Below are 21339 nucleotides of genomic sequence, written 5' to 3'. Positions count from 1 at the left end.
CTTGGGGACGATCATCGGATTGAAGGAAGCGTCCCTGTCCCGAGGCACAGCGATTTCGGATTCCCCGAAGGACGTCCTGACCCTTTTCTTTGAGTGGCCGTTACGCGTGTTCCCGCCTTTGGATTTTTGGTGTTTTTCATAGTCCAAGTGACCATCCAGCTCACCTTCGAGCATCTTCTCGATGCCACGTTTTTGCAGTTCCTTTAAGAAACCGTTGAGTTCATCACCGGTCTTGAAACTGTTTTAAAAATTCATCGTTGAATAATTCCTCTTTTTTCAATAAGGTGTAAATATTTAAAGTTAAAAAAAATAGCGGGGGCATGCCCCCGCTATTTTGCTACTTACACACTTTATGAGATAGTCCTGTTTATTTTGAAAAAAGTAGAAGCTTATGGAAAATCCAATTTGTTGTATACCGAGGCAAGTTTTATCGTTTTGAATTTTCAAGAGTGTTAAGTGCGGCCAAAAAAATCAGATAAGTCTCCCCTTTATTTCTAATATCTAATTTATTAAAAATGGCATCAATTAAAAGCTCATAAATCAAATCTTGATTTTCTGAAGTTTTATTCTGGAAGCGAGATTTTGACACCAAAGACTCCCATTCAATTTCCCAAGCTTCTTTTTGAGATCCAACCTTTTTAAGCATAGTGTCCTCAAGATAACCTAAAATCTCATTTCTGTTATCGTTGAAATTTATCAATCCCAATTTCTGTGCATCTTCTACATATTCCGTTTTATGCTTTTTAAACTCTTTTTGCAACAGCGTATTAAAAAAGGTGATTGCCGAACCTAATTCCTTTTCAGAAATCAAACAAAAAAGCGCCATGATTTGAATGGCTATCTCAATGGTCATCCCTACAGTTTCTTCACCGAAGTCTTGAAAAATAGTAATGATCAGGCCTGTAATTTGATGGTTTATATCCGCAATGGATTCAAAAGGTTGATTGTTTGCCCTGAATATTGGTACATAGTCATGAACACCATAATGAATCGTGTTATTTGGGAAATCTAAAAAGAATACATCGTTAATTGTATCTAAACTTTTGTTTGATGAAGGTGTTGTTTCAAGAAATTTCTCGATACAACCGCTAAAATGTTTGACACATGTTTTTGAATGTTTTTTTCCAACCTCAATGGTGAACTCGACATGGCCCCCTCTAAAAGTGCTAAGATTCAGAAAATAGTTAAAAATTCTTTTGTCATCTTTAACTAGGGTGTGTATCTCATTGATCAACTTATGCCATTCTTTTTTATTATAGTAAATCGAAAAAGTTAGATGGTAGGTGCTCATTATCTTTTATATATAGCAATTTTAGTTCTTAAGTTCTATGGTCTAGTTACAATTAGACCGTAATTCAAAATCATAACAGAGGGTTGTAATCAAAACAACGCTCCCACCTTTAAAAGGGCTTTGACACCTTAATCTATTCAAATTGAGCCTTAAATTATGTTTCCTGATACATCGGTTACAAATAGATGCAAACAACGGCCTATTTGGTTGTGACTATATGGAGCCATGAATTTGTGATTTTACAGGTTATATGTTAAACACTCACCTCACAGCGCGTTACTAGAGCTAAAACTATAGCCGGCAAACTAAGCAATAACAATCGCTGCTTAAAGTTTCATCTTTATCTTAAGACCATATCTGATTGTATTGGGACTTGAAAAAACTTATGGTTCAAGGCCATTAATAAGTGAAAAATTAATCAACACAATCCTGGTCTTTCTTTAAACTAAAGTTTCACAAGATTAACTTTTCCGAAAGAAACTTGATTTAGGGTGGTTGACTTCTCACTTCTATTTCTTAACATTTTAATTCTATTCGAGATTTGAGAATAAAACATTTTCATAGATAAAATGCGGGCTTCATCTTCGACCGGGAAAAAATCTTCTACTGCCACATAATTCTCTGTTTCATTGAAACCATCCTTTGTTAAACCTGAAAGAAACTTAGGTTTTAGCAGCATTAATCTACCGTTGGTAAACTTAAAAAGTCCTTTTTCCCACTTATCTTGTTTGATGGAGTGTTCGTATTCATATTCTCTATTTTCTGGAAAAATGTTACTTAAAGATTGCGAATTTTGCAATCGATTATATAGTAATTCTCCATGGCAATATTCAGAATTTTTGAATAGAAATAACAATTGGACAGATTTATAGTCTATTTTACGGGCAAACACACGTTGAATATCCACAGAGTTTTTTTCATCTTTAAGTCGTTCCCCGTCATCATGTGAAATTGCGTTCAAATAGTTTGAATTTGTTATTTTTATCCTAGTTAATGGAAGCATTTCAAGTCTGTTGGTCAGGTCAAAGTCCTCAAAACCGTAACCTTTCATTGTTTCATCATAACCTGTAATCTTATAGAAGTCAGAAGCCTTGGCGCAAATTCTACCATAACAACCAACAGCTTTAGCGTTTTTGGGTGTCGCTATGAAAACATTTTTGTTTTCGGTAAACACTTTATTCACATAATCCACAAAACCTTTTCCAATAAAATTATCTGCATCCACATTGCAAATGATATTTCCTTTTGCACATTTAGCCACCGCATTTTTTGCATGACTATGCTGAAAGCTCTCCGGCTCCGTAGTTTTATAATATTGTAAAATACCTGAATCGAGATACTTCCCCATTTTTTTAGTTACCCACTCATCGATAGCATCTTTCGAATTATAATTTAAGACGACAAATTCTAAATTGTCGTAATCAATATTATCTTCAATATTTTTCGGCAACGTTTGCATAAGGTGATGCAGACGGTTCATGCTTACCGTACATAACGAGATTTTATTTTTTTTTAAATTTTTCATGGACTGAAGTTATATTTTGAATCGTGTCAGTTTTAAATCAGGACCTAAGAACAAAAGCGGTAACTCTAAAATTTAAACCGTAAATCACTGCTTATTTCTACTATATGTTAAAGTATTCTTCAGTTAAGACTCCACATATTACTTCAAAGTTTTTTAAAAAATTAAGATTTTTTCATACAATTAAAAGAATAATCCTAATTATTAAAGCGCGGTTCAAACTTTATTGACAGGTTATCAAGTCTGTTTTTTACTTTTTTGATACAACACAATGGTGTAAATCTGAAATGGGTATTCATTTCCAAAATGTAAGTCCTCAATTGGCAGAAAGCAATTCTTTTGAAAGAAGAGCGATCAAACATAAATTTGTATTTACCAGATACCAGGAAGTATTCGGTATTTAGTACTTTCCATATAACTATCATAATTAAGCAGTTTTTCTAAAAGTAACTTCTCTTCCCTAGTTATCCTATAAATTAGATTTGCTACAAATAATACAGCTGGTATTAGTCCATAATAGGACTCAGCTGCCAAAACAATTGATATAATCAGTAAAATAGAGGCAGAATACCCGGGATGCCTAACATATTTATAAGGACCGCTATCAATAACCATTTGATTTCTATCGGATTGGAACCGAACGTGTGTTTCGTAAAACGGATTGGTTAAAATTACCTGCGTAATTATTAATTTGTAAAAAACCAAAAGTACCAATGAAATTAAAAAGCTGAATCTAAGTTGATCCGGTTTTGGAAAAAATCGCATTTCCAAAGCTGATATTACAAATATGAGTACCAGAAAACTACCGTAAAGAAAAACTACTTTCTTATCCCACGATTCCACATTTAGCTTATTTTTTTTCAGCCTAAAATATAATGTCTGTGGAACTTTATCTGTTAAAACATAATAGCTTGCAACGGTCAGGATAAAGTAACAACCAAAAAATATATACACATATATATCCGTAAACCTACCGGAAAAAACTAAAAAAATCAATGCCAAAGCAGCTATCTGCAAAACGGATACCTTAATTGCTGCTATTAATGGAGATTCGGTTATTTGTCTGTTCAATTGTTTTTATTTAAGGATGAATTTTTGTAACAGAAGGATAGTCAGGATCGCTAAGACAAATGCGACACCAAACGGACCATAAACTGGATTTTCAATCTTAATTATCAATCCGGAAAGCGTCATTGCCGAGGCATTTATAATTCCATGCAAAACTGCTGGAGTAATTAAAGTATTGCTCTGTTTTAAGCTGTCGGCTAAGAAGAAGGAAATCGAAATACAAAGAACAATCATAATTAAACTTCCGGAAAGATAGTGTTCCCCAAAATTATGACCGTTCAAAATAATCGGAATATGCCAAGCCCCCCAAATAGTTCCGATAACAATATTCTTGGTAAAGTACTTTAATTTCAAATGCTTATTTAAAAACCCCCTCCACGCTACCTCTTCTCCAAAAGCAAAAACCATATTAATGGTTACTCCGGCAAGAATGCTGGATATTACCATCATGGGGAACCATACCAAAATAGGATATTTTACATCAAGAAAGCTTGGAAGCGTTTTTTTTAACTCGACGGGAAGTTCGGAAGAAGAAAGAATTACGCTGCCAAAATTTTCAATTTCTAAATGGTTTCCAAAAAAATATACTAATAAGACTATTAAGAATGGGAGAATAAAAGCAGTTAAAACAATGTATTTTAGAAGGGATTTAAAGTTAATAGAATTAAGATTGAATTGATACTCCGTAAAAATCTTCCTAAAATCAAACCTATCAACAATCAATACGGACAGTAGGGGAGTAAACATTAAAACTGCATAACAAATTAATACCGCATTCGGATTATTGCTTTCCGTTTTTAAATACCTTGCCACAAAACCAATTAAAACAGAAAAAGAATATGCAATCAATAAAAAGTAAACAACCTTTTTAGTCATATCTATATACTACTTTCCCGAATTTTTCTTTAAAATTATAGGTGGCATCAAAAAATTCCGATTCTTCTCCTTTGGAAAAAACTTTATCCACTACTACCTGAAATTTACCTGATTCGCAGTCTTTTATCGCCTTAATTCCATCTTCGTAAGAACCTATGCAATTGCCAATCAAACTAATGTTTTTCGTCATTACTTCGGTAATTATCTCACTAAACGATTTACCCCTAGGCTCGAATGACGTTTTTGAAAACAACGGAAATTGATTATAAAAACCACATGTGACGTATTTAGAGTCATATGTCATGAGTTCCGTAATTTTCGGAAGGTGAATATCAAATAATGGATCGATAACTGCATCAAAACCGGTAAAATCCTTTATGACTTTCTGAATATCGGGTAAGTAACTGTCGGTATCATGGTTTACCATAATTACATCGGTGGCCCCCAACTCCTTTAGTTCGTTATTGTTTTGGTCAGTCGAACTCATAACATAAACTTCTACCGGGTGATTTTTTAATGCACTTATGGCCGCTAAGGAAGTAGAGGATCTTCCTGCTGTTACCAATACCTTAATATTAGGACGAACTACTTTTCTGACCATACTGTGCGCGGTAAACCCGGCTATGGACAGACATGCCGCTACTTCATCGGGAATCTTATTCGATATTTTTATCAATTTGTTGGGATAGAAATCATCTATTCTTCTAGAGCCATGATTAGTAGCTAAGCCACCGGCATATGTCGGGTCGTAAGACGGGTAAGCAATGTTGGAAATAACGCGGTCTCCTATTTTGAAACCACTCACATTTTTTCCTACATCTACCACTTCTCCAACAAACTCGGACCCGATATAAGAAAAAGAGGGAACGCCCATTTCCATTTTATCAGAAACTTGCTTGTTATATTTAAATGTTAACGACTTGTCCCTGTAATTACAGGAAATTGCTTTTTTCTTAACAAGAACCCTATTATCTGGATCGGAAGAATTACTAAGTTCCAAATCTTCTTCCTCAATTAAACCGACATTAATTTGCTCATTTTCAAGTGAAAAACTCCCATAACTTTTAATAGAATCGTCCGAATTTAGCTCTTCCGGAAATATACCTAAACTTATCATATAAAAATTTGAATTATATTTTGATTTAAAATTGAAATTACGGTTTTCTTACAAAAAAAGATGAGTAAAATTATAGAAAAACTTCAATTAGTATGTTATAGTAAAGATTTTTAGTAGTCGATGATGAGAAGTTTCTAGTTCATCGTCACAGAATGCGTAAAATAAGATTTTAAGCAACTAAGTTTTGAGTGCGCGTCTGTGATATTATTATAATTTCTCAGCACCTGAACCCATTAAATGCACCAAGTGTTTTCAACAAAAGGGTACAAATCGCTAAAAAAAAAGGGTAGCTGCTTTACGCGCTACCCCGTCAAAACTCATAATCAATTCAACATGGAATCGTTATCGTAATGGTGAAAGTAACAGTAATGGTGAGCAGCTGCGCATACCCCCCTTTTATCTGCTCCATTTCTTGTTCGTTAATATTCGAAATTGTTGTCTTCTTTAGTTTTAACTTTTTTTTATTTTCCATTTTGTACTATTTATTTTGTTATACTTTGAACTATCAACGATAAAAAATGTTTTCTTTTTATCTATAAATTATTCTAACAATCATAAGACCATGTCCACGTCCATGAATATGTAACGGTAAGGGTTAACGATTGTGCGTACCCCCCCTTAATGTCTTCCATCTCTTTTTCATTAATGTTAGAGATAGTAGTTTTTTTTAACCTCAACTTTTTGTCATCTTTCATTTGTAAAAATTTATATAATTAGACTTAAATTAAATATTATCAAGAAATCTATATAATCCCAAAAAGGAATAACACTCCTAATCTATAAATCAAGCCTTTTCAAAGAAGAGGGAAATCAAACAATCATTTTCAGTTAGCATTAACACTAGAAATGTTTGTTCTTTGGGCTTACGCTTGTGTTAATCATATATATAAACACTATCCTTAGATTAAGGGTGACGACATCAAAAACAATTTAACGGGATGTTTTTTCACATTCATAGAGAGCACCTTAAATAGTAGCAGCGTCTTTTTAGCAACAAATCGGTAACGTTACCGTAATTATAGATGGACCACAGATAGTTATTGACAAACCATAGCCCCCTTTCAGTTGTTCCATTTCCTTCTCGTTTAAATTTGAAACTATACTCTTCTTTAATTTTAATTTCACCTGTTTTTTCATAATAAGTCTTTTTGAAAATTCATAAAAAAATCTTTTTTGGAGGGTAATTGCAAAATTTCACAACTACTATCTATAAGATAAATACTATAATAATTACTTAAAAGTAAGCAAAATATTAATAGATTTCATAAAAAGATGCATTTTATTCAGAATTAGTAGTAGGGTAAAGAATGTAAATCAATTTAATAATCCAGTATAATGCTTTATATTTAGTAGCTTTAACACTACATAAAACTATGAGATATCATTTTTAAACAGAAAGAATACAATTGGCTTGGATTGAACTTTGGGCCGTAGATTTGAAAAACGCTGCGCTAGGGATGCTTTTTATGTTTAGAACTGAGGTTGCTTTTAAAGCTGACAATGCCCTGATAAACGTTTTTGTAGCAGGAAGTTTTTTAAAACGATTCTAAAGGGTTTCACCGATTAAATGGACCTCACACTGGCGTTATTAAATAAGGCAATATGTTTTTGGACGACTTTAATTTTCCGGAATTACTGTTCAATAGAAAGTAAAGCATCCGTCGAGGTTTTTGTTAAATTAAAATTTCGCTCAATTAGGGGATTAAAATAATTAATATTTCAAAAAAATCGTGCACTGAAAATGGATAGAATATTGAAATCTAAAATTCACGAAATCAAGGGTTCCCTCTTGAATCCTTCATCAGTGAATACTTCTCTTCTGGCAGGCACATTAGGCGAAATACTTTTTCTCTTTTACTATGCTGAGGAGTTTAAAGATGAAGAAACCAAAAACTTTGCAGATAAATTACTAGATAAAGTTTTGGAGAAAATTCAAAAACAGCGGGGCACCTATTTATATTCCGACGGTCTATCGGGATTTGGTTGGTTAATGATACACTTAAAAGAAAAAAAATTTATAGATATTGATATTGAGTACATGTTTGAAGATTTAGATGAGAATTTTGAAAAATCGGTGGATTACCTTATTAAGAATAATGATTTGGATTTTTTGCATGGAGCTATCGGTATCGGTTTTTTTTACTTAAAAAGGGATAACGGTTTAGTGAGGAACCGAATACTAAAGAAAATCATATGTAGCATTAATGAAAGTGCTATTATAGTTGGGAAGCACGCAAAGTGGGCAAGTTACGATTATGAAAAAAAGGAGTTTGACAACACTAAAGTTAATATGGGATTGGCCCATGGTGTCCCCAGTATTTTATCTTTTCTAGTCAACTGCGCACGGCAAAGGATACATAGTGAAATAACGATACCATTGATTACCAAAAGTGCCGATTATATTTTGGACAATCAGTTAGAACAAAATGCTTACAACTGTCATTTTCCTTTCTATATAGATAGTGAACCATTACGGAGCAGAATGGGTTGGTGCTATGGAGATATGGGTGTCTGTAGTGCGCTATGGAAAAGTGGGGTTTTTTTAGAAAATCGCCGTATTCTAGATCGAGTAATTGAAATTATGGATGACAATGTTTTAAGAGAGGATTTAAGACTTAATATGGTCAATGATGCCGGCCTATGCCATGGAACGGGAGGCGTTGCCGTAATTTTTCAACGAATGTATTATAATACAGGGAGAAAGAACTATGCCAAGGCAGCCGATTTTTGGTATAACAAAACATTGGAAAAGGGGAATCGCCCTACGGGCTTGGCCGGTTACGAATCCTGCTATAGCGCAACAAAAGAACAATTGAACTTAAAAAAGTTTGTTGCTAATAACGGGTTTGTCGAAGGAGAGATGAAATGGGCCAGTAGTCGTGGTTTTTTAGACGGTATTTCCGGTATCGGCCTTGCACTGTTATCAAGATTGAATAAACGCAACATGGTTTGGGACGAGGCATTGTTGATTTCATAATTACCAGATTAGAATTACTCTTTTAATAATAAAGCAAAACTAGATGAAAGAATACGAATTTGGTGATGAACTTGTGTTGCGAACCCCACTTCATCCCATTGTTCTTGATACCACAGAAAATGAATTAAAAAAGTTTTTCTCAGAGCCTCAAAATAAGGAGGCACTGTTTTTAGCTTCTCCAGATTTACATTATGTACTTTGCAAATGGTTGAATAATGATATAACTGAAGAAACAGACAAGGCAAAATTAATTGTCTCCCTAAGCAAATATTACACCAGGATGCATAGTAGATGTACACCATTCGGTCTTTTTGCAGGGTGTTCGTTAGTGAAGTGGGGAGATCAAAATGAGATTACGCTCTCCATGCCAGATTCAATTTCTAGACATACTAGACTTGATATGAACTTCCTTTGTGCCTTAGCGCAAAACTTAGAAAAAATCCCGGAAATCAGGGGCCAATTAAAATTCTTCCCCAATACCAGTTTATATGCGTTCAACGATGAGATTAGATATGTAGAATATCTTTACAGACATACAGGAATCAGAACCCATAAGTTATCTTCTATACTTTCTGATGAGTATATAGAGATGGTCCTTTCGAAAAGTAAGTCAGGAGCTACTATTGATTTGCTGTCCGATAGTTTGGTCGATGACGACATTAGTAAGGAAGATGCAATTCATTTCATTTCGGAAATAATCAATTCGCAACTACTGGTTAGCGAGTTGGAGCCAGCTATCACGGGTAAAGAATTTATTTTTCAGATTATTTCCGTTTTAGAAGGAATTGGCCATAAAAGCCATTTAATAAATGCTATAATTTCTGATTTGAAAGCTTTAGAACAAAAAATTCTACGTCTTGATGAAAGGGTTGTTAATAATACTCAAGAATATTTTGAAATATCTGAATCCCTTAAAAAGTTCAACACAAAATATGATCTCAGTAAATTGTTTCAGACCGATTTAAACAGAAAATTGTTTAAAGATGCCACAATTTCGAAAACCATTACCAAAGATTTAAAAAATTGTCTTGAATTTATAAATCGGATTACCCCAAAAAGAAAAGGGGATAATAACAAATTGGAAGAATTCGCCATACAGTTTTACAGGAGGTATGGAGATGCCGAGATTTCACTTGGCAAAGCCCTTGATGTAGAGTCCGGAATAAGTTATCCCGTAAATACCGGTAATACTGACATAAGTCCATTGATCCAAGGTTTGGTTACGAACGGTAACACGAAAGATAATCCTAAAAATATACTATGGGATAGCTTTCAATCAAAGCTTTTCAATTTAATTACAGAGGCTAATATCAATGATGATGATTGGGTAGATCTGTTTGAGAAATGGGAACCAAAAGATATTGAAGAATCTTCGGAAAAGAATCCCCTACCTGATTCTATTGCATGTATGTTCAGTATTTTGGGTAAACTTGACAATGGCGGGCACCTTATCCACTTATTACCATCGGGAGGAAGTAGCGCCGTAAATATTTTGTCGAGGTTCGCTCATGGAAATTTTGAGATAAATGATCTTATCAAAAGAATTTGCTCATTTGAGGAGGAACTAAATAAAGATTTATTGATAGCGGAAATCGTCCATTTACCGGAAGCTAGAACCGGAAATATTCTTTTGCACCCTGCATTTCGAAAGTACGAAATCCCGTATTTGGCGAAAACTTCTGTCGACAAACAAGAAACCTTAAGAGTCGATGATATTATGATCAGTGTTATACCAGGCGAGAATCGGATTCTACTGCGATCATTGAAACATAACAAATTTATACTACCAAGACTGAGCAATGCTCATAACTATTCATTTCTATCATTGCCCATTTATCATTTCTTGGCAGATATGCAAACCCATAAGACAAATAGTGGTATCCATTTTAGTTGGGGCCGTATGGCGAACAAATTTAAAATAGTGCCAAGGGCAGTATGGAAAAATGTGATTCTAAAACCAAAAACCTGGCATTTGCAAAAAGAGGATTTCATCGTATTAATAAATAAAAACGCATCCTTGGAGGAACTTTCTAAATGGAAGCGGCAATGGAAATTACCGAATTTATTTTTTTTAAAGGATGCGGACAATGAATTGTTGATCAATTGGAAAAGTCGCCTGTCGTTAAATATGTTTCTATCTATAATTATCAAAAGACAATCTATAACGATTACAGAGTTTTTGTTTGACATGGAATCGGCAGTTGTTTTGGATGAGGAAGGAAACGCATATACCAATCAATTAGTAGCTTATTTAAAAACTAAAAAAACCAAAAAAACATTTCCTTTTAAGGCAATTCCCCAGAAAAAACCGGTCATCCCCAGTTCATTTGTTCTTGGTTCGGAATGGTTATATTATAAAATTTATTGTGGAACCAAAACTTCAGATTTTGTACTGACAAATATTGTAAAACGTCTTCTGGACGACTTAAAAGATAAGTCCCTAATTGATAATTGGTTCTTTATCAGGTATGTTGACGAGGAAGGTTTTCACCTAAGATTAAGATTCCATTTTGTAGACCTTACGAAGATTTCTGAGGTAGTCGACTTATTTAAGAATATGGTAACTCCTTTCATCGAAAAAGGTGTTGTTACAAACGTAACTACGGATACCTATAAGAGAGAAATCGAGCGTTACGGAGAAAATGTTATGGTTTTGACCGAAGCTTGGTTTGGTGTGGATAGTATGGCAATTTTAGATGTTTTGTGCCTACTCGAAGATGATCAGGGAGAGGATTTAAGATGGCTTTGTGGTATTTTAATGATAGACGAACTCCTTCAAAGTTTTAATTATGATAGTGAAAAGAAATTACGTTTGACAGAACATTTAAAAAATGCATTTTACAGGGAATTCGCCGTAGACAGAGGTGTAAAGAAGCAAATTGATAAAAAGTACAGAACCGTAAAACCCTTTATCGATAAAGTAATGAAAAGAGAAGGAATAGTAAGTGAGACTATTTTAGAAGTTTTAAAGGTTAAAAAAGAAAAATCGAAAGAAATAGTAGATGCATTATTATATAAAGAACAAGAGGGTCAGCTAAAGATTTCTTTAGATAGCTTGCTTCCTAGTTATGTTCATATGCTGTTAAATCGGTTATTCAGATCAAATCAAAGATTACACGAACTGGTAATTTATGATTATATGTTTCGTTTCTATAAGAGTGATATTGCGAAAAGAAAATATCTTTCTAAATAACGGATTACGCTTTTCAATCTGTTTAAGTAAGTAGATTATTGCGTAACTTCCCGATTGAAGATAAGTTTCACTAAAATTTATTTTTTTATAGGTAAAAAATATCTGACGTTTCAGTGAATCGTTAATAACTCATGTAACCTTAGGAGACGTAACGCATATGCCTTGGAATCTTAATAATTTCACAGCCATTTAAAACAAGTACATAAAAAAGGTATTTTAGAAAATGTAATCCAAGAACAAATGAGCACGGTACAAAGGAACTATCTTGAAGTTTGGATGTTCTAGTAGCATATGGAAAAAAATGGAAACCATTCACGCTCATAATCACTTAAATACTATCCCCTTAAATTATTTCAAATTTGAGTTTTCCACACATTAAACAGCTTGACATTATGGATTGTGGTCCTTCCTGTATAAGGATCATTGCTAAGTTCTATGGGAAGAACTTCTCTAGGGAAAGAATTGTGAACCTCAGTGAAACTACCAGAGAAGGAAGTACTTTGCTAGGGCTGAGCGATGCAGCAGAAGCTATAGGATTCAGGTCTTTAGGAGCAAGGCTTGACTTTCTATCTTTGGAAGAAGAATCCCCTTTTCCCTGTATTGCACATTGGAATAAGTCCCATTTTATCGTTGTTTATAAAATAAAAGATGATATTGTTTATGTTTCGGACCCTGCCTATGGTTTAATAACTTACACTAAAGATGATTTTATAAAGGGCTGGGTAGGCAATAATACTGATGAGGTAACGCCAGAAGGAATAATTTTGATTTTGGATCCTACACCAAAATTTAATCAAACTTCTCTTGAAGTTGATGAAACAAAAAAAGGACTTAAATTTCTATACAAATATATATTCCGGTACAAGAAGTTTTTAACCCAGCTTCTTTTGGGGTTAATCGCTGGTAGCCTTCTTCAGCTAGTTTTTCCTTTTTTAACCCAAAGTATAGTTGATATAGGTATTCAAAACCAGGACATCAATTTTATCTATTTAATCTTATTGGCCCAGTTGATGCTTTTTTTGGGAAAAACGTCGATAGAGCTGATTAGAGGATGGATTCTTCTGCACCTAAGTACAAGAATAAACATTTCGCTGATTTCTGATTTTTTTATAAAATTAATGAGTTTGCCTATCGCTTTTTTTGATGTAAAAATGACGGGGGATATCATGCAACGTATACAAGATCATAGAAGAATTGAACATCTTCTTACGTCCACCTCTTTAAGCGTGCTTTTTTCATTTGTGACTATCGTACTTTTCAGTTTTGTCCTTTTCTACTATAGCTTTAGTATTTTCTTAGTGTTCCTCTTTGGAAGTCTTTTATATTTTTTGTGGGTGATATTATTTTTAAAAAAAAGAAGGAAACTAGACTATAAACGTTTTGCTTATGTAAGTCAGGAACAGAGTAAAATAATTGAACTGATTAATGGAATGCAGGAGATAAAACTAAATAACGCCGAAAAGCAAAAACGTTGGGGTTGGGAACATTTACAGGCCAGACTTTTTAAGGTTTCCATACAAAGTTTGACGTTGGAACAAAGTCAAACAGCAGGCTCAATGTTTATAAACGAATTAAAGAATATTTTTATTTCGTTTTTATCGGCAACGCTGGTAATTAATGGGGAAATGACCCTAGGTATGATGCTATCCGTTTCATACATTATAGGAGAATTAAATGCTCCTATCACTCAAATTGCAGGTTTTGCCCAATCAATTCAAGATGCAAAAATCAGTTTGGAAAGGCTTCAGGAAATACACGTCAAAAAAGAGGAAGATGATGTTCAAGATACCTTCGTGCCAATTGTAGATGTTAACAATGATTTAATTTTGAGTAACGTCAGTTTTCGATATACCGGTACAAGAACGCATGTTCTAGATGATTTGAACATTTTAATTCCCGGAAATAAGGTGACCGCTATAGTTGGGGCAAGCGGCAGTGGTAAAACCACCTTGATGAAATTGCTTTTAAAATTTTATGAAGCGGATATTGGCGAAGTGCGGATCGGAGAACAAAACCTTAAAAATATCTCACAAAAAAAATGGAGGGATCTATCTGGCGTAGTCATGCAAGAAGGATATATTTTTAACGATACCATTGCCAGAAATATAGCGGTAGGACAGGATGTTATCGACAAGGAAAAACTCAGGAGGGCGGTAACCTTAGCAAACATAAAAGAATATATTGAAGGACTGCCTACTTCTTACAATACGAAAATAGGTCTGGAAGGTGTGGGGTTAAGTGCCGGCCAAAAACAACGAATTTTGATTGCAAGGGCAATTTATAAAGATCCAAAGTTGTTTTTTTTAGATGAAGCAACTTCGGCATTGGATGCTAATAATGAAAAAATTATTATGAACAATCTTGAGAAATTTTATAAGAACAAAACTGTGGTCGTTATTGCACATAGATTAAGTACCGTAAAAAATGCAGATAAAATCATAGTTCTGGAAAAGGGTAAAGTTATTGAAGAGGGAAACCATCAAGCCTTGGTTAATTTAAAGGGAAGATATTTTTCGTTGGTTAAAAATCAGTTAGATCTGGGAAAATTAAATGATTAAGTTAGAGTTATGTCGGAAAAAGATAAACTTGAAGCCATTGATCTCCGTTCTCCCGATTTTCAGGACATACTAAGCCATGTCCCAAACAAGATCATTAAATGGGGTTCAGGATTAATTTTGGGTATAATAGCGATAGCTATTTTCTTAACTTGGTTGATTAAGTATCCTGAAACCGTAAGTGGTCAGGCCATAGTTACTACCAAGCAACCAACGATAAAAGTTGTAACAAAAATCTCGGGTAAAATCGAAAAACTCTTTATAAAGAATGAATCTAAAATAGATGAAGGAGATTATATAGTTAAAATCGAAAGTCAAGTTCATATCAAGGAGATTAATTTCTTGGATTCCTTGCTTAAACAGGTTTTTAATTTGTTAAATGGTTCTCCAGCATCTTTAAATCTTTTACCGCATAACGGTTTCGTATTTGGTGAAGCACAAACCGTATATAATCAGCTAATAAAATCACTCCAAGACTATCAAGAACACTTGGAAGACGACTATTTTTTAGAGGGTATAAAGAATTTAGAAAGTCAGATTGCGAATTACAAGTACTTGTTGCAACTAAATTCAGAACAAATAAAGTCTTCCGAAGCGGAGCGGGAGTATGCCCGCGAACGATTGGAGGCTAACAACAAGTTATATGACAAGGGGGTGATTTCTAAGATGGAGTGGTTTCAAGAAAAAACAATTTTTTCTCAAAAAGATCAAAATTCACAAATAACAAAAAAAGACTTGGTCCAAAGTAAGATTACCCTAACCGAGTATGAAAAGCAATTAGCACAACTAAAGTTTGAAAAAAAGGAAAAAGAGAGAAATCTAAAAAATCAAATAAATCAAAATGCCATTCAAATTAAAAATTTTATAAATTCTTGGGAACAAAATTATGTCTTAGTTTCACCAACAGATGGAATAATTAATTATTTGGATGACTGGACGGAAAATGAATTTGTAAAAGGAGGTGAACCTGTATTTGCTGTAGTTCCCGACAATCAGGAATTTCTGGCGGTACTACAATTATCTGCTTTTGGTTTTGGAAAAGTTAAAGTGGGCCAAAAAGTATTGGTAAGGTTAGATAATTATCCTTTTCAGGAGTACGGTGAATTGGAAGGAAAAGTACAGAGTATTTCGGCTGTACCAAATCAGGATTTATACCGGGTTGAAATTGCCTTAGCAAAAAAAATGGTTACCCGATATAAGAAAGTAATAAAGTACACTCCGGAAATGACCGGTACTGCTAAGATAATTACCGAAGACCTTAGACTTATTGAACGACTACTTTATAAGTTTAGAAAGATTTTTACGACCGATTAATGAGCTGTTTTAAGTTGGTAATAGTACTTCCAAAAAAAGGCTTCAATTTCTTTTTCATGGTACTTTTAATGATAGTGGTGTGTTAAGGTATACCAAAGGCTTCACTTGTTTAGAATTTGAAGTTGAAGAATGCCCCGTTTTCGTAGAGTGCTGAGTTAAACAATCTTCTTTTTCCATTAGGCCTAGCCCCGATGAAAATTCTCTAAAATTCTGTTCGGGCTTTTTCTGCCAAGAAACTTGAAGACTTACCCGTTTTCGTACAGCCCTAAGTTAAACAATCCTGTTTTTTCATTGGGGCTAGCCCCAATGAAAATTCTTTGAATATTTGGTTCGGGCTTTTTCTGCCCAACGATTTGTGAGGGTGATACTGGTTGTAATCTTCCCTAAAACCTTCTGCTTGTTGATACACCTCCTCGATGTTCCTGAAAAGATAGGCATCCAACACATCTTCTCTGAAGGTCTTATTGAATCTTTTGTAAGCTACCCTTGAAACCGAACTGTTTAAAAGTAGAATAATAACCTTAATTTTAAACAGTCATTATGAGAAAGAGCAGATTTTCACCCACGCAGGGAAGCCTTCAAAAACAGGGAAGCCTTCAAACTTATGGGGACGATGTTCGTTCTAGTCTTCCCTAAAAATCTCTTTTATACAGCTAACTTCTTCGGTATTATTAAAGACATATGCGTTCAACACGTTTTCCTTGAAGGTGTTGTTGAACCTTTCCATACAAACGTTCTGTAATGACCTGCCCGGTTGTTAAGATAAAGACTTCACATTTTAGGAAAAAACCTTCTAAATTGAAGCAAATATTGTTAATTTGAAATAAATTACATAAATAATGATGTATTTTTCTTATATTCAATAGATTCTACTATGTATATTAACCTTTAAATTATTCTGAAATGAAAAAAAAGAAGTTAAATCTCAAATTAGATCTTTCTAAAAAAGTTGTATCAAACTTAAATTCTATTAAGGGAGGATACTGGTCTCAAGGTTGTACGGACGGCTGTTCACCGTATGCAACTTTTTATAATTGTACTCGTGGTGATTGTACGAATGACTGCAGAGTTGAATAATATTAGGGAAAAGTATCCCAATCGCTTTGTAAATAGCATTATCAAAATGTCTTAAGTATAATTTAGCGGGTTCAGCTTTTAGGAGTGGGCCCGTTTTTTAGATATATTCAAGGTAAATAGCAGGACTAAATCACTTAATATTAAAGTAATTTTTTTTAGTTTCAAAAACTACTGTATCGCGTCATAAATTATTATCAATGTCGTATCGAAACCAATTGAAGGTAATCGTTGTTTTTTGCCACAATAAGGTATTCCTTTTCTTGAAATGTAATTTTGGCAACATCGCGCACATCACCAGTGGCGAACAAGCCGCTGTCCCTTCCGCTAATGGGCAGGAAGGATCCGTTTTCGTCCTGTAACAAAAGCAGACCGTTACCGGCATCATTTCTAGGGGTTTCTACCTCTGCGGTATGTAAATTGCCCGCAATCATTACATCCAGTTTTCCGTCACCGTTAAAATCTTGGATTATAGAGCTGTTGATATTCGATATTTGTGCCGCTCTGGGTAAGGGGGAAAGTCGAAACGTTCCGTTGTCATTTTCGAGATAAACGCTGGCAAACGATTTGATTTTGTAGTTGAGGGATTTGTTCAAATAGTCTTCGGTATACACCTCTTCCAGGGTAGCCTCCGAAAAGGACTGATAGGATTCGAACTTCTTTTTAATTCCGGGCATTTGTTGTGAGGAGCATTCCCGTCCGCGCAGCGGATATTGTTTTCCCTCGTTAAAATAACTTAATACGATATCTTTGGAGCTGTTGTCGTCAAAATCCCTATAATACACGTCAAAGGTTTCCGCTTCGGTAGCTTGGTATTTGTAATTCAGCCCCAAGTTGCCAACAATATAATCCATGTCGCCATCTCCGTCAAAATCGGCCGAATTGATATGGTACCACCACCCATGGGTGTCCGCTATGCCTAAATTCTCGCTGGTATTTTTAAACCTGCCTGTTGTATTTTTAAATACGGTAATCGGCATCCATTCCCCTACTAAGATCAGGTCGTCCCAACCGTCGGCATCGTAATCGCTCCATAGGGCATCGCTGACCATTCCAATACGTTGTAACTCCGGGGCGACTGTAGCGGTTACATCCTTAAAAATGATTTTTTCCGGGGTACTTCTATTTTCCATAATGTAACTGTTGGTCGGTTCGGGATATCCACCGGGCACCAATCTACCTCCCACAAAAAGATCCAAATCGCCATCTTTATCAAAATCATGGGGTTTGGCAACAAGCCCGCTCGCCGTAATTTCAGGAAGGCTCCCTTCCGCTTTGTGGAAATGGCCGTTTCCGTCATTGACATAAATACGATCTTGTAGTTGCTCGGATTCCGGAGCGAATTCATTTCCGCCGCTAACGACATAGAGGTCGTTATCGCCATCGCCCTCCATGTCAAAAATTACAATGTCCATATCCTCATAGGCCCGTTCTTTTTCTAGGGAGGCTATCTGTGTTCGTTCAAAACCCGTAGCCGTTTGAAGAAAGATGCCCATAGGATTGTTGTGGGAACCTCCCACGACAAAGTCGTCCAAACCATCACCGTTCAAATCGGCAACCGATGTCAAGGGCCCGAGCATGGAGGTCTGATAGGGAAGTAAAATTTCTTTGTTGAAATCGTTATAATAATTTTCCAAATGGCGATAGGGCTTTAGGAAGGCAGTATCGCTTTCGGTTTTAAAAATTGGCTTCGACAACAAAGGGCTTGGACTATTTTGGACGAGGTTCTGACGTTTGGCATCCTCTTGGGAAACGGTCAAAAGTTGATTGGTTTTTACCGCTGTTTTAATTTCGGTGTCGCCATTGGGCCATTGTATCGCTACCGAATCGATTTGCGCTATCTTACCCACCCCAAAGTGCAACCGCGGGGCAACCGACGATTGAAAACCTCTGGTGAAGGTCATTTCCTGAAACTGAAAGTGCCCATCCTCCAAATAGAGATACACTTTAACGCTGCTCCCAAAAACATCGTTTACGCTACCTTTAAAGTCGAGGCTCAAAAAATTATTGGCATTCGGATTTAAATTTTCGTAGAGTTTGGCCGGTTCGTCTATATTGTTGGTCACGATTTCAAGATCGCCGTCATTATCAAGATCGGCGTATACGGAACCGTTGGAAAAGCCCTTATGTGAAATGCCCCAAGCGTCGTTTACCTCCTCAAAATCGAGGTTTCCCGTATTACGGAACATGAAGTTGTCTATTTTTTCTGAAGGAATGGCCAAGCTGCGCTCTAGCAGGCTGTCCTTAGGTTTTCCGGCCTTTTTATATCCGATAAAGTAATCCCGATTATTGATTTCCCTTCGGATACCGTTGGTGATGAACAGATCTTTATGCCCGTCGTTGTCGAAATCCCCAAAAAGAGGGGCCCAGCTCCAATCTGTGGAGGATGTTCCGGTCAGTCGGGCAATATTGCTAAAATCGGGTAGAGTGTCGTTCAGTATTCCGTTGTTCAGCTGAAAACTGTTCTGCATGTATTGATAATGAAATCCCGAACCGACGGTGTTCCAAAACAGCTTTGGATTCATACTGGCCATATTGGATTTGGAACGCCTATTGTCCTTTGCCGTCATATCGACCTGAAAGATATCGAGCCAACCATCGTTGTTAACGTCCGCGATATCGGTACCCATCCCAAAGAAAGAAGTTTGTTTGGTCACTTCTTTCACCACCTCGGAAAAGGTCCCGTTTTTATTGTTGATGTAAAAAAGGTCCGGCGTACTAAAATCGTTGGATACATAAATATCCGGCCAGCCGTCGTTGTTCATGTCTCCCACGGTGGCACTTAACGATAGTCCGAATGATGTTACCCCCGAAGCTTCTGTAGCGTCGGTGAACTGGCCATTATCGTTTCGAAACAATTTGTCGGTTTCGATTGTTTTGGGGGACTGCATTTTATAGCTATAGTACTGGTTTGGTGCGTCGAATGGTGTAGGGGGGTAGTTGGCCACATAGGCGTCAAGATCACCGTCTTTATCGTAGTCGAAAAAAGTGGTCTGTACACTATTGCCGTCTTCCGCCAACCCAAATTGTTCGGCCCGTTCGGAGAAGGTTTCGTCCCCATTGTTCAAAAACAACTGATTGGTTTTGATGCCGGATCGGCCGCCTACGGAACAATAAATATCCAAAAAGCCGTCATTGTTGACATCTGCCATAGTTACTCCGGTATACCATCGATCATCTCCGGCAACCCCGGCGGAAACCGAAATATTCTCGAACTGCAAATCGCCTTTGTTCAGATATAGGGCATTGGGCACCATGTTCCCTGTAAAATAAAGGTCGATTAGCCCGTCGTTGTTAATATCGCCCGCTGCGATACCGCCGCCCATGTACAGGTATCCATAGGTGAAATAATTTAAGGAATCGGTTTCGGTAAGGGTATTGGTAAAGGTAATATCAGAAGTGCTTGAAGCAATTTCCCGAAATACTTTTTTTATAGTACGTTCTTTATCCGGGTCCGCAGCTTTCTCGTTACAGGAGCCGAGAATTCCTATAATCGCCATAACAAGCAGTTCCAAGGCTCTTGGATGGAAAAAAGTAAGTCGATTTAAAAAAGAGAACATATGATACGGCATTTCTTCAAATAAATTCCAATTTAACAACATAGTAAAGGCTACGGATATTCCAAGATATCAGGACCACTCGCTTAGAAGTGGTAAAATATGAATTTTCGTGTTGAACCAAAAGTTAAAACAATCTGATTGTTCTTGAACCTGGATGATATATTAGAAAATCCATTATGGTTCGAAACTACTGTAAAACCGAAGGCTTCACTATCTTTTGGGCTTGACCGCAGTCTCAATGCTTTGCGGCGATGCGCAAACCCGAAGAACATCTTAATTTTATAGCATTTTCGACCCTCATGACGAAGTTCCATTGCTTAAAACGGGTTAAGCAATTCCCTTTTTTCCGCTTTTTTATGGGTGGTTAGGTGATGATATTATTGGTCGTATGCATCACTTTTTAAGTGTAAGCCTATATAGCAGGCGGCCTACGATGTTAAAACTGTTTTTAGAATATAATACCGTTTCTGGTATTAAATTACCCATTAAAAATTGTTCTTTTCCGTGTTTACTTCAAAAGAAAATCTAACCATAGCTACTGCTATGCTTGGATTTTCTTTTTCATCTACCCAAAAAATCCCTGGTTTTTATTTGCGTAATGTAACCCGCTTTATGCATTAGAAAATCGATTACAGCTTCCAGCTACTTCAAACTATGGTGCTGCGCTACATTTTTAAATGTAACCGTAGCGGTGCTATGCTTACATTCATAAAATGTCATATTTTATCGCAGCTAAAAGCTTCATTACGAAGTTCTAATACATAATCCGGGTTGAACACCATAAATGGTATA

General features: G+C 35.7%; 15 protein-coding genes and 1 pseudogene. 4 read left to right on the top strand and 12 right to left on the bottom strand.

The features are described 5' to 3' along the window. The 9 genes and pseudogenes from ACRD7P_RS16050 to ACRD7P_RS16010 all read right to left on the bottom strand — a co-directional run. A pseudogene (locus tag ACRD7P_RS16050) lies at positions 1-280 on the bottom strand (transposase); the annotation flags it as partial. A 147-nt stretch (positions 281-427) separates the two neighbouring features. Next, positions 428-1291: a hypothetical protein gene (locus ACRD7P_RS16045; RefSeq protein WP_430908668.1), complete on the bottom strand. Its 864-nt coding sequence runs from the start codon at positions 1289-1291 to the stop codon at positions 428-430. A 445-nt stretch (positions 1292-1736) separates the two neighbouring features. After that, complete coding sequence (locus tag ACRD7P_RS16040; protein WP_430908667.1) at positions 1737-2816, bottom strand: glycosyltransferase; 1080 nt, start codon at positions 2814-2816, stop codon at positions 1737-1739. A gap of 369 nt (positions 2817-3185) precedes the next feature. Next, on the bottom strand, positions 3186-3884 hold the full coding sequence (locus ACRD7P_RS16035) for a methyltransferase family protein (RefSeq protein WP_430908666.1): 699 nt from the start codon (positions 3882-3884) through the stop codon (positions 3186-3188). 6 nt (positions 3885-3890) lie between these two features. Then, a complete protein-coding gene (locus ACRD7P_RS16030; RefSeq protein WP_430908665.1) occupies positions 3891-4757 on the bottom strand; it encodes a CPBP family glutamic-type intramembrane protease in 867 nt (288 codons plus the stop codon). Next, the gene (locus tag ACRD7P_RS16025) at positions 4750-5874 is read right to left on the bottom strand and encodes a quinone oxidoreductase family protein (RefSeq protein WP_430908664.1); all 1125 of its coding nucleotides are present in this window, start codon (positions 5872-5874) and stop codon (positions 4750-4752) included. Before ACRD7P_RS16025 ends, ACRD7P_RS16030 begins: the two co-directional genes overlap by 8 nt. A 328-nt stretch (positions 5875-6202) precedes the next feature. Continuing rightward, on the bottom strand, positions 6203-6346 hold the full coding sequence (locus tag ACRD7P_RS16020) for a class I lanthipeptide (RefSeq protein WP_430908663.1): 144 nt from the start codon (positions 6344-6346) through the stop codon (positions 6203-6205). A gap of 73 nt (positions 6347-6419) precedes the next feature. Then, on the bottom strand, positions 6420-6569 hold the full coding sequence (locus ACRD7P_RS16015) for a class I lanthipeptide (protein WP_430908662.1): 150 nt from the start codon (positions 6567-6569) through the stop codon (positions 6420-6422). A 292-nt stretch (positions 6570-6861) separates the two neighbouring features. Next, complete coding sequence (locus tag ACRD7P_RS16010) at positions 6862-7011, bottom strand: TIGR04149 family rSAM-modified RiPP (RefSeq protein ID WP_430908661.1); 150 nt, start codon at positions 7009-7011, stop codon at positions 6862-6864. Between the two features lie 604 nt (positions 7012-7615). On the opposite strand from ACRD7P_RS16010, the gene ACRD7P_RS16005 reads away from it, so the two are divergent. The 4 genes from ACRD7P_RS16005 to ACRD7P_RS15990 all read left to right on the top strand — a co-directional run bounded on the left by ACRD7P_RS16005 (position 7616) and on the right by ACRD7P_RS15990 (position 15913). Continuing rightward, positions 7616-8851: a lanthionine synthetase C family protein gene (locus ACRD7P_RS16005; protein ID WP_430908660.1), complete on the top strand. Its 1236-nt coding sequence runs from the start codon at positions 7616-7618 to the stop codon at positions 8849-8851. Between the two features lie 43 nt (positions 8852-8894). After that, positions 8895-12044 carry a lantibiotic dehydratase gene (locus ACRD7P_RS16000; RefSeq protein WP_430908658.1) on the top strand — a complete coding sequence of 1050 codons (3150 nt, stop codon included), beginning with the start codon at positions 8895-8897 and terminating at the stop codon, positions 12042-12044. Positions 12045-12403: 359 nt separating this feature from the next. Further along, complete coding sequence (locus ACRD7P_RS15995; RefSeq protein ID WP_430908657.1) at positions 12404-14602, top strand: peptidase domain-containing ABC transporter; 2199 nt, start codon at positions 12404-12406, stop codon at positions 14600-14602. 9 nt (positions 14603-14611) lie between these two features. Beyond that, complete coding sequence (locus ACRD7P_RS15990) at positions 14612-15913, top strand: HlyD family efflux transporter periplasmic adaptor subunit (RefSeq protein WP_430908655.1); 1302 nt, start codon at positions 14612-14614, stop codon at positions 15911-15913. A 265-nt stretch (positions 15914-16178) separates the two neighbouring features. On the opposite strand, the gene ACRD7P_RS15985 is transcribed toward ACRD7P_RS15990, so the two are convergent. The 3 genes from ACRD7P_RS15985 to ACRD7P_RS15975 all read right to left on the bottom strand — a co-directional run bounded on the left by ACRD7P_RS15985 (position 16179) and on the right by ACRD7P_RS15975 (position 20487). Next, positions 16179-16427 (bottom strand): integrase core domain-containing protein, encoded by a 249-nt coding sequence (locus ACRD7P_RS15985; protein WP_430908670.1) that lies wholly within the window; start codon positions 16425-16427, stop codon positions 16179-16181. A 108-nt stretch (positions 16428-16535) separates the two neighbouring features. Continuing rightward, positions 16536-16640: a hypothetical protein gene (locus tag ACRD7P_RS15980; protein ID WP_430908654.1), complete on the bottom strand. Its 105-nt coding sequence runs from the start codon at positions 16638-16640 to the stop codon at positions 16536-16538. Between the two features lie 544 nt (positions 16641-17184). Then, a complete protein-coding gene (locus tag ACRD7P_RS15975; RefSeq protein WP_430908652.1) occupies positions 17185-20487 on the bottom strand; it encodes a VCBS repeat-containing protein in 3303 nt (1100 codons plus the stop codon). Between the last annotated feature and the right edge of the window lie 852 nt (positions 20488-21339).

Source organism: Maribacter sp. 2-571 (assembly GCF_050589625.1).
Lineage (GTDB): Bacteria > Bacteroidota > Bacteroidia > Flavobacteriales > Flavobacteriaceae > Pelagihabitans.
This window is presented reverse-complemented; position numbering and strand designations above follow the sequence as displayed.

Excerpts from the sequence above, each read along its gene's own strand:
- ACRD7P_RS16045 (WP_430908668.1), bottom strand. The coding sequence starts at position 1,291 with ATGAGCACCTACCATCTAACTTTTTCGATTTACTATAATAAAAAAGAA.
- ACRD7P_RS16040 (WP_430908667.1), bottom strand. The coding sequence starts at position 2,816 with ATGAAAAATTTAAAAAAAAATAAAATCTCGTTATGTACGGTAAGCATG.
- ACRD7P_RS16030 (WP_430908665.1), bottom strand. The coding sequence starts at position 4,757 with ATGACTAAAAAGGTTGTTTACTTTTTATTGATTGCATATTCTTTTTCT.
- ACRD7P_RS16025 (WP_430908664.1), bottom strand. The coding sequence starts at position 5,874 with ATGATAAGTTTAGGTATATTTCCGGAAGAGCTAAATTCGGACGATTCT.
- ACRD7P_RS16020 (WP_430908663.1), bottom strand. The coding sequence starts at position 6,346 with ATGGAAAATAAAAAAAAGTTAAAACTAAAGAAGACAACAATTTCGAAT.
- ACRD7P_RS16015 (WP_430908662.1), bottom strand. The coding sequence starts at position 6,569 with ATGAAAGATGACAAAAAGTTGAGGTTAAAAAAAACTACTATCTCTAAC.
- ACRD7P_RS16010 (WP_430908661.1), bottom strand. The coding sequence starts at position 7,011 with ATGAAAAAACAGGTGAAATTAAAATTAAAGAAGAGTATAGTTTCAAAT.
- ACRD7P_RS16005 (WP_430908660.1), top strand. The coding sequence starts at position 7,616 with ATGGATAGAATATTGAAATCTAAAATTCACGAAATCAAGGGTTCCCTC.
- ACRD7P_RS16000 (WP_430908658.1), top strand. The coding sequence starts at position 8,895 with ATGAAAGAATACGAATTTGGTGATGAACTTGTGTTGCGAACCCCACTT.
- ACRD7P_RS15990 (WP_430908655.1), top strand. The coding sequence starts at position 14,612 with ATGTCGGAAAAAGATAAACTTGAAGCCATTGATCTCCGTTCTCCCGAT.
- ACRD7P_RS15980 (WP_430908654.1), bottom strand. The coding sequence starts at position 16,640 with ATGGAAAGGTTCAACAACACCTTCAAGGAAAACGTGTTGAACGCATAT.
- ACRD7P_RS15975 (WP_430908652.1), bottom strand. The coding sequence starts at position 20,487 with ATGGCGATTATAGGAATTCTCGGCTCCTGTAACGAGAAAGCTGCGGAC.